We start from the raw sequence: 15,152 nt of genomic DNA, 5'->3' as shown, positions 1-15,152 counted from the left end.
TCAGTCCTCGCCCTCGCGCGGCCAGCTGATGCCGAACTCCGCGACTTCCAGCGCGTCGCCCACGCCGGCCAGGCGCGGGTCGTCGCTGCGGAACACCGAATCGCCGATCGGCACCGCGTCCGGCGATGTGCCCGCACGGGCGCCCAAGGTGACCCGCCGGAACAGCGCGGCGCCGGCGGCATTCGCCAGCCTGCCGCCATGCCAGTCCTGCACGGTGCCGCCGTAGTCCCATTCCAGGCCGTAGAAGCTGATCGGCGCACCGTTCAGCGCGACCAGCTCGGACAGGGTCATGCCCATCCGCAGCCCGCTGGCGTCCCGCCAGCGCGAGCCCGGCGCGCGCACCCGCAGCTCCTGGATCGGGGCGTCCTTGTCCTCGGCGTCGAGGACAAGTTCCAGACGCCGCGACGGATCGTGCGGGAACACGACCAGGGCGGGGTAGGTGCCGATGCCTTCCGCCCCGTCGAAGGTCTCCTCGCGCACGTTGGCCTTGCCGAAGCGGGCTTCGAGTGCCTGCCGCGTGGTCAGCGGTCCCAGCGTGCCGGGGAGCGTCCAGTCCTCGCTGGCCACCGTCGGTGAGGCGGTTTCAGCCGGTGGCGCAGGCGTGGCGGGTGCCGGCGCCTCGATGGCAAGCGGCGCGCTCGGCGGCGCGTCCCGTTGGCAGGCGGCCAGGGCCGCCACCCCTGCCAGCAGCCAGCCGCGTGAACAGGCGCGGGTCATTGGGCGGGCGGAACCGACGGCGTGGGTTCCGCAACCGGGTGCGTCGGAGGTGCCGGCGCCGGCTCCTCCGCAAGCTCGACGACCGGCGGTGCGGAGTCAGGCGACCCGGCCTCGGCGCCATCGGTCGCCGCAGTCTCCGCCCCGGATGCCATGTCGGCTTCGACAGACGTTGTCCCGGCCTCGGCCGGCTGGGCCTCGCGGGGCACCGCAAGCGGCCGGCCCGGATCCGGCATCCCGGTCACCGAGCGCGGGGTGCCGGCTGGGATCGGCAGGTTGCCGTCGGCCGTCGCCGCGTCGTCGCGGCCGTCGCCCTTGCCGCCGCAGGCGGCGAGCAGGAGGCAGGCGCAGAGCAGTGCAAGGTGGCGCATGCGGTCAGTCCAGTCGGATGGTGATGACGCCCGGGTCGATGTCCACGCGTTCGATGCGGCGCGAGGCCATCCTGCCGACCGTGCTGTCGTCGAGCCGGTACACCGGTTCCTCGCGGGCGTAGTCGAGCAGCCAGCCATTGAGCAGGGTGCGCGCGCTGTCGTTCATGGCGCCGCCGAGCGCGGGCACGTCGACCGAGACGATCTCCGGCTGGTCGAGGTGCAGGCCGCGCGTGCCGGGATCGAAGCGCAGCCCGCTTTCCACTTCGAAGCGGCCGGAGGGCGTGCGCGGGCTGCCGCCGGGACCGCCCATGCCGATGTCGAACGCCAGGTGCAGGCGGCCGCCGCCGGGCAGGGTGAGGCGCGGGTTCATCAGGCTGAAGCTCAGCAGACCGCCGAGCTTGCGGTAGTCGCGCGGGAACTTGCGGTCCAGTTGCGATTGCAGCTGCGGCGCGGTGAAGCTGAGGTCGCGCCCCAGCAGCACCGAAGTGCCGACGCTGGAACAGGCGGCCAGCAAGGCCAGGCACAGCAGGGCAAGGAGGAGTCGGAGTCTGGCCATCGGGCTGCCTGCCATCTATCGCGCGGGACACGCCGCGCCGGGCGGTCAGTGTGCCGATTTCGCATCGTGCAGGCGAGGGTAAGGATTGATGGCGCCGTCGCCGGCATAGATGCCGTAATGCAGGTGGGGTGGGGTGCCGCGTGCGTTGCCGGTGGTGCCGACGAAGCCGAGCAGGTCGCCAGGTCGCACCACCCGCCAAGCGCGCAGACCCGGCGCCCAATCGTCGAGGTGCGCGTAGTAATGCCGTTCACCGCCCGGTCCGATCACCCAGACGTGGCGTCCGCCGATCCCGAAGTCGCCCTGCCGTGCGATCACCCCGGCCGTCGCGCTGCGGACTGGTGTACCCCGCGGGGCGAAGATGTCGGTGCCCTGGTGCCTGCGGCCGCCACTGCGCGGACCGCCCCAGGTGTCTGCGATGTCGCGGGCACGCACGCCTTCGACCGGGACCGGCAAGGTCGAGGGCGCCGGCATCCGCGACAGGCGCCACAGCGCGGCGACGACCTGCAACTTCGGCCAGGCGACCACCAGCCCCGTGATGGCGAGCGACAGCAGGAGCAAGACGGGCAACAAGCGGCGCATCCCGCCACCATCGCCGATCCCGGTGAAGCGCTTGCGAAGCTCTATCGCGCGCTGGCCGGGAAGCGATGGCGGTTCGCCGCGACCAGCAGGAACAAGGCGGCCGTCGACGCCAGTGCTGCGCCCAGGTGCAGGCGCGGCGCCCGCCACGCGATGTCGGCGCCGATGGTCAGGATCGACATCGCCATCGCCAGCCAGATCCCCCAGCGCCGCCACCGCCAGAGGCCGAGGTAGCTGGCCAGCAGCCCCAAGGCCAGGGCGACCGACAGCGGCCGCAGGAGATCGCCGCCGCCGGGGAAGGCGGCGGCCACCTCGGGGCCGCGCGTGGCCAGCAGCCGCACCGCATTGAGGGTCGAGGCGGCCATCAGCAGCACGAAGCCGCGCAGGGCCGCGGCGCGCAGGTCGAACCCGCCCGCCATCCTCAGTCCTCGTCGTGGTGCGGTTTCCAGGCCTCCACCAGCCGCTGCTGGACCTGCGCCGGCACCGGTTCGTAATGGCTGAAGTCCAAGGCGTAGCGACCGCGCCCCGCGGTCACCGACTTCAGTTCCGCGGCGTAGCCTTCGAGCTCCGACATCGGCACCTGCGCCTTCACCACGATCTCGCCGCCGCGCAGGGTGTCGGTGCCGTTGATCCGCGCACGCTTGGAGGACAGCCCGCCGCTGATGTCGCCCATGTGCTGCTCGGGCGCACTGACCTCGAGGTCGGCGATCGGCTCCAGCACCTGCGGCCTGGCCTTGCCCACGGCATCCAGGAAGGCCTTCTTGCCGGCGGCGATGAACGCGACTTCCTTGCTGTCCACCGGATGGTGCTTGCCGTCGTAGACCACCACGCGGATGTCCTGCATCGGATAGCCGGCGATCGCGCCGCTGGCCAGCGCCTGGCGCACGCCCTTTTCCACCGCCGGCAGGAACTGGCCGGGGATCGTCCCGCCCTTGACCTCGTCCACGAAGTCGAAACCGGCGCCGCGCGGCAACGGTTCGATGCGCAGGAACACCTCGCCGAACTGGCCGGCGCCGCCGGTCTGCTTCTTGTGGCGGTGGTGGCCCTCGGCGCGGGCGCTGACGGTCTCGCGGTAGGCGATGCGCGGCGGGTGCGTCTTCACCTCCACCGCATGGCGGTCCTTCAGCCGCTGCAGCATGACCCGCAGGTGCAGGTCGGACAGCCCGCGGATCACCGTCTCGTTGGTCTCGACGTTGTGTTCCACCGCGAACGCCGGGTCCTCCTCGGCGAGCTTGTGCAGCGCGGTGCCAAGCTTCTGCTCCTGGCCCTTGCTGGCCGGTTCCACCGCGAGGCCGAACATCGGCTTCGGGAAGGCGAGCGGCGCGAGGTGGATGTGGTCCTCGTCGTGGCTGTCGTGCAGCACGGCGTCGAAGTGCAGCTCGTCGACCTTCGCGACCGCGGCGATGTCGCCGGGGATCGCCTGCGCCACCTCGACATGCTCCTTGCCCTTCAACTTGAACAGGTGCGCGACCTTGAACGGCTTCTTGCCGTCGTCGACGAACAGCGTGCCGTCCTTGCGGATGGTGCCCTGGTAGACGCGGAACACCCCGAGCTTGCCGACGAAGGGATCGTTGATGACCTTGAACACGTCGGCGATCACGTGCGCGCCAGGATCCGGGCTGGCGGCGATCGGTTGCGCGTCCTCGCCGGTGCCCTTCACGAACGGCGGCGGGTTGGCTTCGCCCGGGTGCGGGAACAGCCGTTCGGCGACGTCCAGCAATTCGCGGACGCCGGCCCCGCTGCGCGCGGAGACGAAGCACACCGGCACCAAGTGGCCCTCGCGCAGGCATTGCTCGAAGGCATCGTGCAGTTCCTGCCCGGACAGGCCGTCCTCGCCGAGGTCGAGGTAATGGTCCATCACCGTCTCGTTGATCTCGACCACCTGGTCGATGATCTTCTGGTGCCAGTCGGCGACCGGGCCGAGGTCGCTGTCGCCCTCGCGCTGGCCGAAGCAGTCCACCACCCGCGCCCCGCCATCGGCGGGCAGGTTGAGCGGCAGCGCCTCGGGGCCGAACTCCGCGCGCAACGCCTCCATCAGGGCGGCGAGGTCGTGCCCGGCGTGGTCGATCTTGTTGACCACGATCGCCCGGCACAGGCCGCGCTGGCGCGCGTATTCCATCATCCGGCGGCTGCCGTGGCCGACGCCGGTGTCGGCATCGACCACGATCGCCACGGTCTCGACCGCGGCCAGCGCAGACAGCGCCGGGCCGCGGAAGTCCGGGTAGCCGGGGGTGTCGATGAGGTTGACGTGGATGCCGCCGTGGTCGGTGCTGGCGATGGCGGCATCGATGGAGTGGCCGCGCTCGCGTTCGATCGGGTCGAAGTCGGACACGGTGTTGCCGCGTTCGATCGTGCCTGCCGCCTGCAGGGCGCCGCCGGCATGCAGCAGGGCTTCGAACAGCGTGGTCTTGCCGGCGCCGGGATGGCCCGCGAGGGCCACGTTGCGGATCTGGTGTGTCGAATAGGACATGAGCCCGTTCCTCCCAAGGTCGAGGGGTGAATGCCCCCGGCATGGGGGCGGGCGTCATGGCTGTCCGCAGGGGAGAGCGCATCGACCGAGCCTGCGCTCGGCGGGCGGTCATGGCGGACCCCCACGATACGCCTCCGCGCGACCGATGGCATCCCTGCCTTGACGCCGGGCCAACGGACGCACGGTTAGCGTGCGGCTTCCTTTCCCGGAGGTTGGATCGATGGCATTCAAGCGTTATGCCGACGCCCGCTGGCAGGGCGACCTGCAGGCCGGCTCCGGCAGCATCAGCACGCCGCAGAGCGGGCTGTTCGCGGACCAGAATTTCTCGTTCAAGACCCGCTTCGGCGACGAGACCGGGACCAATCCGGAGGAGCTGCTGGCCGCCGCGCATGCCGGCTGCTTCTCGATGGCGCTGTCGGCGGTGCTCGGCAAGGCCGGTTTCGTCCCCGACGAAATCCGCACCCGCGCCGAGGTCACCATGGAGCCGGGCATGGACCCGGGGCCCACCGTCACCGGCGTCACCCTGGTCCTGGCCGCCCGCGTGCCCGGGATCGATGTCGCCACGTTCGACGACCTCGCCCAGCAGGCGAAGGCGGGCTGCGTGATTTCCCGCGCGCTGGCGGTGCCGGTGCAGTTGCAGGCCACGCTCGAGGCCAACTGAAGACCGCGGCTGTCGCTGCGCTTAACGGTTCAGCGGCAGCCGGTCGGGTTCAGGGGCGCGTCACCCGGCCGGCGGCAACGTGCATCCCACGCCGGCCATCCACCCTTTCCCGGCGCACGGAGCCAGCCATGACGCGTGTTGCCCCCCTCCTGATCCTGGCCGCCGGCCTCGCCGCGGGCGGCACCGCCAGCGCCCAGAGCTATCCGTCGCGTGGCGATGCCTATGGCGATTACGCGCGCGGTGACGCGTACACCGATTACGCCCGCGTGTTGCGCGTCGATCCGGTGGTCGACGGGCGCTATGACCGCACCACCCACTACGGCGGCCAGCGCTGCTACGAATCGACCACGGCCGGCCGCTACGAGCGCGACGGGTACTACGGCTCCGATGGCGATCGCAACGACGGCTACGATGCCTACGGTCGCCCGCAGGCCGGGACCACCGCCGGCCGCAACATCGCCACCATCGCCGGCGGCATCGCGGGTGCGGTGCTGGGCAGCAAGGTCGGCGGCGGCAGCGGCACCTACGCGGCGACCGCGATCGGCTCGATGGTCGGCGGCATGGCTGGCCGGCAGATCTACGAACAGACCCAGCGCGACCGCTACGTGCGCCCGGGCGTCGTCCGCGTCTGCGATCCGGAACCCGTCGATGGCCGCTACGGCAACGCGGGCTATGGCGGTTACCGCACCGGCGGCGCCACCGCCTACGACGTGACCTACGAGTACAACGGCCGGCAGTACACCCGCCGGATGGATTACCACCCGGGCGACCGCATCCGCGTGCGGGTCGACGTCAGCCCGGAGTGATCCGGCATCGCGTGGAACAGGAAGGGGCCGCAAGGCCCCTTCTTCGCATGGGATGAGGGATCAGGCGCCGGGCCAGTCGAGGCCACCGGTGACCACCGCGACCGCTCGCCCTCCGGACCACACTTCGCCCTCGGCGTCGACCTGCAGCTCGATGATCGCGTCGTGCCCGACCTCGCGGCCCTGGCTGACTCGGTAGAAGCCCCCCGGCTCGCCGGGCAGCGCGCCGCGTTCCGCCAGCCAGGCCGCCAGGGTGGCGTTGGCCGCGCCCGAGGCGGCATCCTCGAAGCGCGCGGGGGCGCCGACAAAGGCGCGCACCGCGAAGTAGTACACCGGGTCGCTGCTGCGCGCGTACACGAACAGGCCCATGCTGTCGGTCGCCTCGGCGAGCGCGGCGATGGCGTCCCAGTCCGGTTGCATCGCGCGCAGGTGCGCCTCGTCGGCGAGCTCGGCCAGCCACCAGCGGCGGCCCCCGTCCATCAGCACCGGTGGCAGCGCGCCGAGCTGCAGGCCGGCCAGCGCCGCACGCAGGCGCGCGTCGCCGGGACTGGCGATGTCCTGCACGCGGGCGCGGGGCGTGCGCACCGCGACCGTGCGCGCCGCGCCGTCGCCCACGACCTTCAGCGGCAGCTTGCCGGCGATCCCGTCCTGCACCAGCAAGCCGTCGCGCGGCGTCGCCAGCCCCGCGTCGAGCACTGCATGCGCGGTGCCGACGCTGGGATGCCCGGCGAACGGCACTTCGCGGCGCGGGCTGAAGATGCGGATGCCGTAACTGGCGTCGCCCGATTGCGCGGGGAACACGAAGGTGGTCTCGGGCAGGCGCGTCCAGCGTGCGATCGCCTGCATCGCGGCATCGTCCAGCCCGGTCGCATCGAGCACGACCGCCAGCGGGTTGCCGGCGCCCGGCCGCGAGGCGAAGACATCGAGTTGCACATAACGACGGGGCATGGCGCGGTGCGGTCCTGGTGGGCGGGGGCCGGCTAGAATGCACCAGCCGCGCGGCCGCGGCATTCCCTTCCCGCACGTGCCAGGACCCATGCCGCCCCGTTCCGAGCCCGATGTCCCCTGGTTGGTGCTGAAGTTCGGGGGGACGTCCGTGTCCCGCCGCGCGCGCTGGGACACCATCGGCCGGTTGGCGCAAGAGCGCGCGGAGGCGCACGGCGCGCGCGTGCTGGTGGTGGTCTCGGCGTTGTCCGGGGTGACCAACATGCTCACCGCGATTGCCGACGGCGCGGCCGACGCCGCGGCGCAGGCGGATGCGCTGGTGCAGCGGCATCGCGGCTTCGCCGGTGAACTCGGCCTCGACGCCGACGTCGTGCTGGGTGCGCGGCTTGCCGCCCTGCAGGCGTTGCTCGCCGATCCGCGCGCCGCGGCGCGCGCGCTGGACTGGCAGGCCGAGGTGCTGGCGCAGGGCGAACTGCTGTCCTCCACGCTCGGCGTTGCCTACCTCCAGGCCCAGGGCGTCGACATCGGCTGGGTCGATGCGCGCGACTGGCTGCGCGTGCTGCCGCCGATGCCCAACCAGACCGAGTGGGCGCAGCGCCTGTCGGTGAACTGCCACTGGCAGGCCGATCCCGCGGTGCGCGCAGGCCTGGGCGCGCAACCGACGCGCCTGCTGCTGACCCAGGGTTTCATCGCCCGCCATGGCGACGGCGGCACCGCGATCCTCGGGCGCGGTGGTTCGGACACCTCGGCCGCGTACTTCGGCGCCTTGCTTGGTGCCCGCCGGGTCGAGATCTGGACCGACGTGCCCGGCATGTTCAGCGCCAATCCGCGCGAGGTGCCGGATGCGCGCCTGCTCACCCGGCTCGACTATTACGAAGCGCAGGAAATCGCCACCACCGGCGCCAAGGTCCTGCACCCGCGCTCGATCAAGCCCTGCCGCGACGCCGGCGTGCCGCTGGCGATCCTCGACACCGAGCGCCCGGCGTTGCCCGGCACCACCATCGACGAAGGCGCGCGCCCGGTGCCCGGGGTCAAGGCGATCTCGCGCCGCAACGGCATCGTGCTGGTGTCGATGGAAGGCATCGGCATGTGGCAGCAGGTCGGCTTCCTCGCCGACGTGTTCGAGCGCTTCAAGCGCCACGGCCTGTCGGTGGACCTGATCGGTTCGTCGGAGACCAACGTCACCGTCTCGCTGGATCCGTCCGAGAACCTGGTCAACACCGACGTGCTCGCGCGCCTGTCCGAGGACCTGGCGCAGGTCTGCCGGGTCAAGGTGATCGTGCCCTGCGCGGCGATCACCCTGGTCGGGCGCGGCATGCGCTCGCTGCTGCACAAGCTGTCCGAGGTGTGGGCGATGTTCGGGCGCGAGCGCGTGCACCTGGTCTCGCAGTCCTCCAACGACCTCAACCTGACCTTCGTGGTCGACGAGGCCGCCGCAGACGGCATGCTGGCCAAGCTGCACGCGGCGCTGATCGATTCCGGCGCGATGCCGGTGTACGAGGCCGGCGTGTTCGGCCCGCGCTGGCGCGAACTCGAGGGCACGGTGCGTCCGCGGCCGACGCCGTGGTGGCGCGCGCCGGCCGCGCGCGAACGCCTGCTCGCGCTCGCCGCGCAGGGCACGCCGCGCTACGCCTACCACCTGCCCACGGTGCGCGCCCGGGCGCGTGCGCTGCTCGCGATCCCGGCGATCGACCGCCACTACTACGCCACCAAGGCGAACGCGCATCCGGGCCTGCTGCGCGCGCTGGCGGCGGAAGGCTTCGGACTGGAATGCGTGTCGCTGGGCGAGGTCGAGAACGCGCTGGCCGCGGTGCCCGGCCTGGATCCGCGGCGCGTGTTGTTCACCCCGAGCTTCGCGCCGGTCGCGGAGTACGCGCAGGCGCTCGCGCGCGGCGTGCAGGTCACGGTGGACAACGTCGAGCTGCTGAGGCGCTGGCCGGAGGTGTTCCGCGGCCACGCGCTGTGGCTGCGCATCGACCTCGGGCATGGCGACGGCCACCACGCGAAGGTCACCACCGGCGGCAGGGAATCCAAGTTCGGGCTGTCGGCGCAGCGCGTGGACGAATTCATGGCGCTGGCGCGCGCGCTCGACATCCGCATCACCGGCCTGCATGCGCACCTCGGCAGCGGGATCGAGACCGTCGGCCACTGGAAGCAGGTGGTCGACGAGCTCGCCGGGTTCGCGCGGCGGATCGGCAGCGTCGAGACCATCGACATCGGCGGCGGGCTGCCGGTCGCCTACAGCGACGACGATGAACCCTTCGACCTCGCGGCCTGGGCCCAAGGTCTGGCCGAGGTGAAGGCGATCCATCCGGCGTTCCGCTTCGCGATCGAGCCGGGCCGTTTCCTGGTGGCGGAGGCGGGCGTGCTGCTGGCCGGCGCGACCCAGGTGGTGGAGAAGGACGGCGTGCGCCGGGTCGGGCTGGATGCCGGCATGAACGCGCTGATCCGCCCGGCGCTGTACGACGCCTGGCACGACATCCACGACCTTTCGCGGCTGGACGAGGCCGCCGACACCGACTTCGACGTGGTCGGCCCGATCTGCGAATCGAGCGACGTGTTCGGCCAGCGGGTGAAGCTGCCGGCGGCCACCGCGCCGGGCGACGTGATGCTGGTCGCCGACGCCGGTGCCTACGGCTACAGCATGGCCAGCGAATACAACCTGCGGGCGCGTCCCGCGCAAGACCTGCTCGATGAAGGCGTGAGCGCATGAACGATTGGACCTTCGACCGCGACGCGATCCGCGCTTTCCGCTTCGTGCGCTGCGGCTTCGATGCCGACACCGGCGTGGCGCGGCTCGTGTACGCCTTCGACGACGGCCCCGAGCTGGTGGAGACGGTGACCTTGCCGGGCGCGCCGTTCCGGCTCGACGCGGCGCGCGCGCAGGCGGCGCGGCAGGCGCTGCGCGTGCTGCACCTGGTCGCCGGCGTCAGCTACTACAAGGCGGCAGTGCCCGCGCAATTGCAGGTGGAAGGCGAGCCGATCGATGCCGCCACCGCGGCCTTCCTCGAGCAGGTGTACCTCAACGGGCTGGGCGAGTTCGCCTACCGCAATGGGCTGGACCTGCGCGAGCGGATCCGCTTCCCGCACGGCGGGGCCGCGGATGCCGTCGCGCCGGTGCTCGGCCTGCAGGCGCATGCGCTGGTCGCGATCGGCGGCGGCAAGGATTCGCTGGTCAGCATCGAGGCGTTGCGCGCGGAAGGCGTGGCGCAGACCGTGACCTGGATCGGCGGCTCGCAACTCATCGCGGCCTGCGCCGCGCACACCGGCCTGCCGACCCTCAATATCGGCCGCCAGCTGGCGCCCCAATTGTTCGACTTCAACCGCCAGGGCGCCTGGAACGGGCACATCCCGGTGACCGCGGTGAACTCCGCGATCCTGGCCTTCGCCGCGGTCGTGCTGGGCATGGACCAGGTGGTGTTCTCCAACGAGCGCTCGGCCAGCTACGGTTCGCTGATCCCCGGGACCGGCGAGGTCAACCACCAGTGGTCCAAGGGCTGGGCTTTCGAGTCGATGTTCGCCGGCTGGCTGCAGTCGCACGTCGCCGCGGACCTGCGCTACTACTCGCTGCTGCGGCCGCTGAGCGAACTCGCGGTGGCCCGTCAGTTCGCCCGCAGCCAGCATTACGACGCGCATTTCTCCAGCTGCAACCGCAACTTCCACATCCTCGGCGAGCGCCCGACCAGCCGCTGGTGCGGGGTCTGCCCGAAATGCCACTTCGTGTTCCTGGCGCTGGCGCCGTTCATGCCCAAGACCCGGCTGGTCACGATCTTCGGGCGCAACCTGCTCGACGACCCCGCGCAGGTCGCCGGCTTCGACGCGTTGCTCGAGTACCAGGACCACAAGCCCTTCGAATGCGTGGGCGAGGGCCGCGAATCGCGCGCGGCGATGGCCGCGCTCGCGCAGCGGCCGGAATGGCGCGAGGATGCGCTGGTTGCGCGTTTCGCCCGCGAGATCGCGCCGCAGCTCGACGCCAATGCCCTGCGGATCGAACCGCTGCTGGTCCCGGACGATGAGCATCGCGTGCCGGATGCCCTCTGGCAGCGCCTGCGCCTGCGTTTCGCGCCCTGACCGCATGCGCATCGCCGACCTCGCCGGCCAACGCGTCGCCCTGTGGGGATGGGGCAGGGAGGGGCGGGCCGCGCATGCCGCCTTGCGCGCGCGGCTTCCCGAGCTCGCGCTGACCCTGTTCTGCAGCGAAGCCGAAGCCGCCGAGGCGGCCGCGCTGTGCGACCCGCGGCTGGCCCTGGAACATGCCGCCACCGCGGAGCGATTGTCCGCGTTCGACGTGGTGGTGAAGTCGCCCGGCATCAGCCCGTACCGGCCCGAGGCGCAGGCGGCCAGCGCCGCCGGCACCCGCTTCGTCGGCGGCACCGCGCTGTGGTTCGCCGAGCATGCCGACGACGGCACCATGGCGCGCACGCTGTGCGTCACTGGCACCAAGGGCAAGAGCACCACGTCCTCGCTGCTCGCGCACCTGCTGCGCGCGTCGGGCTTGCGCACCGCGCTGGCCGGCAACATCGGCGTGCCGTTGCTGGAACTGCTCGACGCGCAGGCCGATGCCTGGGCGGTCGAGTTGTCGAGCTACCAGACCGGCGACGTGGCGGCCTCCGGCGCGCGGCCGCAGGTGGCCATCGTCACCAACCTGCATCCCGAGCACCTGGACTGGCACGGCAGCCAGCAACGCTACGTCGAGGACAAGCTCGCGCTGGTCACCGGCGGCCGCCCGCGGGTCGCGGTGCTGAACGCCGCCGACCCGGTGCTGGCTGCGTTGCGCCTGCCCGACAGCGAGATCCGCTGGTATGGCGATGCCGCGGGCTGGCACCTGCGTGGCGACGACCTGCATCGCGGTGCGCTGCGCGTCATGGACACCGCGGCGATGCCGCTGCCCGGGCACCATAACCGCAGCAACCTGTGCGCGGTGCTGACCGCGCTGGAGGCGATCGGCCTGGATGCGGTCGCGCTGGCACCGCACGCGGCGCGCTTCCAGCCGTTGCCGCATCGCCTGCAGCCGCTGGGCGAACGCGACGGCCTCCTCTACGTCAACGATTCGATCAGCACCACGCCGATGGCGACCCTGGCCGCGCTGGCGCTGTATCGCGAGCGACCGGTCGCGGTGCTGGTCGGCGGCCACGACCGCGGCTTGCCTTGGGACGCGTTCGCCGACGCGATGCGCGACGAGGCGCCGCGCGCGATCGTGACCATGGGCCACGGGACCGTGGCGCAGAACGGCCCGCGCATCCATGACCTGCTCGCGCCGGTCGCGGCGCAGGGCCGGTTCGCGCTGACCGCCGCGCGCGACCTCACCGAGGCCATCGCGCAGGCGCGTGCCGCGCTGCCGGCCGGTGGCGTGGTGCTGTTGTCGCCCGGAGCGCCCAGCTTCGGCCTGTACAAGGATTACGTGGCGCGCGGCCGCGATTTCGCCCGGCTGGCCGGCTTCGACGCCGAGGCCATCGCCGGCATCGCCGGGATGGGCATCGCCTGAGCGATCGCACGCGGGGCGAGGCGGTCGTTCACGCCGGCTGAATCCCCCCTCGGTAGCGTGCACGCATCACCCACGGAGACCCGCCATGCGCCGCTCGCTGCTCGCCCTCGCCTTGTTGTGCGTCGCCACCCCCGCGCTCGCGGCCATGCAGGCCAGGCCGGTGGAATGGACGGTGGGCAAGGACCGCTTCAGCGGCTACGTCGTCTACGACGATGCCAGCACCGCCAAGCGCCCGGGGCTGGTGATGGTGCCGAACTGGATGGGCGTGACCGACGATGCGGTGGAGCGCGCCAAGGCGGTGGCCGGGAAGGACTACGTGGTGCTGGTGGCCGACGTGTACGGCAAGGGCAACCGGCCCAAGGATGCCGGCGAGGCCGGCAAGCTCGCCGGCGGGCTGCGCGGCGACGATCGCAGCGTGCTGCGCGCGCGCATCGACGGCGCGGTCGGCGCGTTGAAGGCGCAGGCCGGCAAGGCGCCGCTGCAGGCGGACAAGCTGGGTGCGTTCGGGTTCTGCTTCGGCGGGTCCACGGTGCTGGAACTGGCGCGCGAGGGCGCCGGCCTGGCCGGCGTCGTGAGCCTGCATGGCGGGCTGGCGCCCGGCAAGCAGTCGCCGACCGCGGACCGGGTGCGCACGCCGGTGCTGGTGCTGAACGGCGCCGACGACAAGGCGGTATCGGATGCCGACATCCTCGCCTTCGAGAAGGAAATGGATGCGGCCGGCGCGGACTGGCAGTTCGTCGACTTCAGTGGCGCGGTGCACTGCTTCGCCGAGGCCAGCGCGGGCACCGATCCCGCCAGCAACTGCCGCTACGACGAACGTGCGGCGAAGCGCGCGTACCGGATGATGGACGACTTCTTCCGCGAACGGTTCGCGGCGGACTGACCGGCCGCGCCGCGACCGCTCAGTGGTCGCGGTGGATCGCGTAGCGCGCCAGCCCGCGCAGGGCGGCGGTGTACTCGTTGGCCGGCAGGGCGGACAGCGCCTCGTCGGCGGCGTGCGCGTATTCGGACGCGCGCTGGCGGCTGTACGCCAGGCTGCCGCAGGCGGCGATCGCGGCCTGCACGGTCGGCAGCGCGTCGACCTCGCCATGCTCCACGATCCGCCGCAGTTCCCCGCGGGTGGCGGCGTCGCTGTGCCGCATCGCGTGGATCAGCGGCAGGGTGGCCTTGCCTTCGGCGAGGTCGTCGCCGAGATTCTTGCCCATCGTTTCGGCGTCGGAGGCGTAGTCCAGCACGTCGTCGGCGATCTGGAACGCATAGCCCAAGGCCAGGCCGTAGCGGTGCATCGCCTCGCAGGCGGCCGCGTCGGCGCCCGCCAGCAAGGCCCCGAGGCGGGTCGCGGCGGCGAACAGGATCGCCGTCTTGCGCTCGATCACCCGCAGGTAGGCGGCTTCGTCGGTGTCCGGGTTGCGCACGTGCAGCAGCTGCAGCACCTCGCCCTCGGCGATGGTGTTGGTGGTGTCGGCGAGGATCCGCATCACCTCCAGCCGGTCCAGTTCGACCATCAGCTGGAAGCTGCGCGAGTACAGGAAGTCGCCGACCAGCACGCTGGCCGCATTGCCCCAGACCGCGTTCGCGGTGCGCCGGCCGCGGCGCAGGTCGGATTCGTCGACCACGTCGTCGTGCAGCAGGGTGGCGGTATGGATGAACTCGACCACCGCCGCGAGCTGGTGCGCGTCCGGCCCGATCCCGCCGCGTCCGCCCAGCGCGCCCGCCGCCAGCAGCAGCAGCATCGGCCGCAGGCGCTTGCCGCCGGCGCCGATGATGTATTCGGCGACCTGGTTGATCAGCACCACGTCGGAGGCCAGCCGCCGGCGGATCAGCGCGTCCACCGCCGCCATGTCGGGCGCGGCGAGGGCCTGGATGGCCCGGAGGTCGGGCTGCACGGGCGGGGTGGCGGTGTCGGGCATGGGCGGGATCGGAGTCTGGAGCCCGGAATTATAGGCGTTGCGGGGGGTTCCCCGACCCGTGCAGGCGGCATCCGCCGGCTGCCCCGGGGGGCGCTGGTATCATCCAATGCAAGGCGCCCAAGCCGGGCGGCAGCGATTCGAGGAAGAACATGGCACGCGGCGTCAACAAGGTGATCCTGGTCGGCAACCTGGGCAACGACCCGGACGTGAAGTACACGCAGGGCGGGATGGCGATCACCACGCTGTCGCTGGCCACCACCAGCGTGCGCAAGGATCGCGACGGCAACAACCAGGAAAAGACCGAGTGGCACCGCGTCAAGCTGTTCGGCAAGCTCGGCGAGATCGCCGGCGAGTACCTGAAGAAGGGTCGCCAGGTCTACATCGAGGGCCGCATCGAGTACGGCAGCTACGAGAAGGACGGGGTGAAGCAGTACACCACCGACATCATCGCCGACGAGATGCAGATGCTTGGCGGCGGCGACGGCCAGCGCGGTGGCGAGGGCGGTGGCGGCGGTGGCTACCAGCGCGGTGGCGGTGGCGGCGGCTATGGTGGCGATCGACCGCAGCGCCAGCCGGCGCAGCGTCGCGAACCGGCGCAGGCCAAGCCGGCGAACTTCGACGACGTGCCGTTCGACGACGACATCCCGTTCTGACGCGCGTG

General features: G+C 71.8%; 15 protein-coding genes. 7 read left to right on the top strand and 8 right to left on the bottom strand.

What is annotated here, in order from left to right:
* The 6 genes from ON759_RS05575 to fusA are packed head-to-tail and all read right to left on the bottom strand — an operon-like array spanning position 1 to position 4,687.
* Positions 1–717, bottom strand: a complete 717-nt coding sequence (locus tag ON759_RS05575; RefSeq protein WP_271679367.1) for a hypothetical protein — start codon at positions 715–717, stop codon at positions 1–3.
* Complete coding sequence (locus ON759_RS05570; protein WP_271679366.1) at positions 714–1,085, bottom strand: hypothetical protein; 372 nt, start codon at positions 1,083–1,085, stop codon at positions 714–716. The genes ON759_RS05575 and ON759_RS05570 overlap by 4 nt, the downstream gene beginning before the upstream one ends.
* Before the next feature lie 4 nt (positions 1,086–1,089).
* Complete coding sequence (locus ON759_RS05565) at positions 1,090–1,641, bottom strand: YceB family lipoprotein (protein WP_271679365.1); 552 nt, start codon at positions 1,639–1,641, stop codon at positions 1,090–1,092.
* Positions 1,642–1,686: 45 nt separating this feature from the next.
* Complete coding sequence (locus ON759_RS05560; RefSeq protein ID WP_271679364.1) at positions 1,687–2,220, bottom strand: M23 family metallopeptidase; 534 nt, start codon at positions 2,218–2,220, stop codon at positions 1,687–1,689.
* Between the two features lie 41 nt (positions 2,221–2,261).
* A complete protein-coding gene (locus ON759_RS05555) occupies positions 2,262–2,636 on the bottom strand; it encodes a hypothetical protein (RefSeq protein WP_271679363.1) in 375 nt (124 codons plus the stop codon).
* Positions 2,637–2,638: 2 nt separating this feature from the next.
* Positions 2,639–4,687 (bottom strand): elongation factor G, encoded by a 2,049-nt coding sequence (fusA, locus tag ON759_RS05550; protein ID WP_271679362.1) that lies wholly within the window; start codon positions 4,685–4,687, stop codon positions 2,639–2,641.
* 220 nt (positions 4,688–4,907) lie between these two features.
* Here fusA and ON759_RS05545 point away from each other — a divergent pair, with 220 nt between their 5' ends.
* Both ON759_RS05545 and ON759_RS05540 read left to right on the top strand, forming a co-directional pair.
* A complete protein-coding gene (locus ON759_RS05545; protein WP_271679361.1) occupies positions 4,908–5,348 on the top strand; it encodes an OsmC family protein in 441 nt (146 codons plus the stop codon).
* Positions 5,349–5,476: 128 nt separating this feature from the next.
* Complete coding sequence (locus ON759_RS05540) at positions 5,477–6,154, top strand: glycine zipper 2TM domain-containing protein (RefSeq protein WP_271679360.1); 678 nt, start codon at positions 5,477–5,479, stop codon at positions 6,152–6,154.
* Positions 6,155–6,214: 60 nt separating this feature from the next.
* Here the strand turns inward: ON759_RS05540 and ON759_RS05535 are convergent, their stop codons facing one another.
* A complete protein-coding gene (locus ON759_RS05535) occupies positions 6,215–7,099 on the bottom strand; it encodes a PhzF family phenazine biosynthesis protein (protein ID WP_271679359.1) in 885 nt (294 codons plus the stop codon).
* 88 nt (positions 7,100–7,187) lie between these two features.
* Here ON759_RS05535 and ON759_RS05530 point away from each other — a divergent pair, with 88 nt between their 5' ends.
* From ON759_RS05530 to ON759_RS05515, 4 genes are all read left to right on the top strand, one after another.
* Positions 7,188–9,809: a bifunctional aspartate kinase/diaminopimelate decarboxylase gene (locus ON759_RS05530; RefSeq protein WP_271679358.1), complete on the top strand. Its 2,622-nt coding sequence runs from the start codon at positions 7,188–7,190 to the stop codon at positions 9,807–9,809.
* Complete coding sequence (gene murL / locus ON759_RS05525) at positions 9,806–11,167, top strand: UDP-N-acetyl-alpha-D-muramoyl-L-alanyl-L-glutamate epimerase (RefSeq protein WP_271679357.1); 1,362 nt, start codon at positions 9,806–9,808, stop codon at positions 11,165–11,167. Before ON759_RS05530 ends, murL begins: the two co-directional genes overlap by 4 nt.
* A gap of 4 nt (positions 11,168–11,171) precedes the next feature.
* The gene (gene murD / locus ON759_RS05520) at positions 11,172–12,581 is read left to right on the top strand and encodes a UDP-N-acetylmuramoyl-L-alanine--D-glutamate ligase (protein WP_271679356.1); all 1,410 of its coding nucleotides are present in this window, start codon (positions 11,172–11,174) and stop codon (positions 12,579–12,581) included.
* 85 nt (positions 12,582–12,666) lie between these two features.
* Positions 12,667–13,464 (top strand): dienelactone hydrolase family protein, encoded by a 798-nt coding sequence (locus ON759_RS05515; protein ID WP_271679355.1) that lies wholly within the window; start codon positions 12,667–12,669, stop codon positions 13,462–13,464.
* 19 nt (positions 13,465–13,483) lie between these two features.
* Here the strand turns inward: ON759_RS05515 and ON759_RS05510 are convergent, their stop codons facing one another.
* On the bottom strand, positions 13,484–14,491 hold the full coding sequence (locus tag ON759_RS05510) for a polyprenyl synthetase family protein (protein ID WP_271679354.1): 1,008 nt from the start codon (positions 14,489–14,491) through the stop codon (positions 13,484–13,486).
* A 149-nt stretch (positions 14,492–14,640) separates the two neighbouring features.
* Here ON759_RS05510 and ssb point away from each other — a divergent pair, with 149 nt between their 5' ends.
* Positions 14,641–15,144 (top strand): single-stranded DNA-binding protein, encoded by a 504-nt coding sequence (gene ssb / locus ON759_RS05505; RefSeq protein ID WP_271679353.1) that lies wholly within the window; start codon positions 14,641–14,643, stop codon positions 15,142–15,144.
* Positions 15,145–15,152 lie beyond the last annotated feature (8 nt).

Origin of the sequence: Thermomonas mangrovi (genome assembly GCF_028201335.1) — a bacterium.
GTDB lineage: Bacteria > Pseudomonadota > Gammaproteobacteria > Xanthomonadales > Xanthomonadaceae > Thermomonas > Thermomonas mangrovi.
Note: the sequence above shows the minus strand (reverse complement) of the source record. Positions and strands in the feature narration are given on the sequence as shown.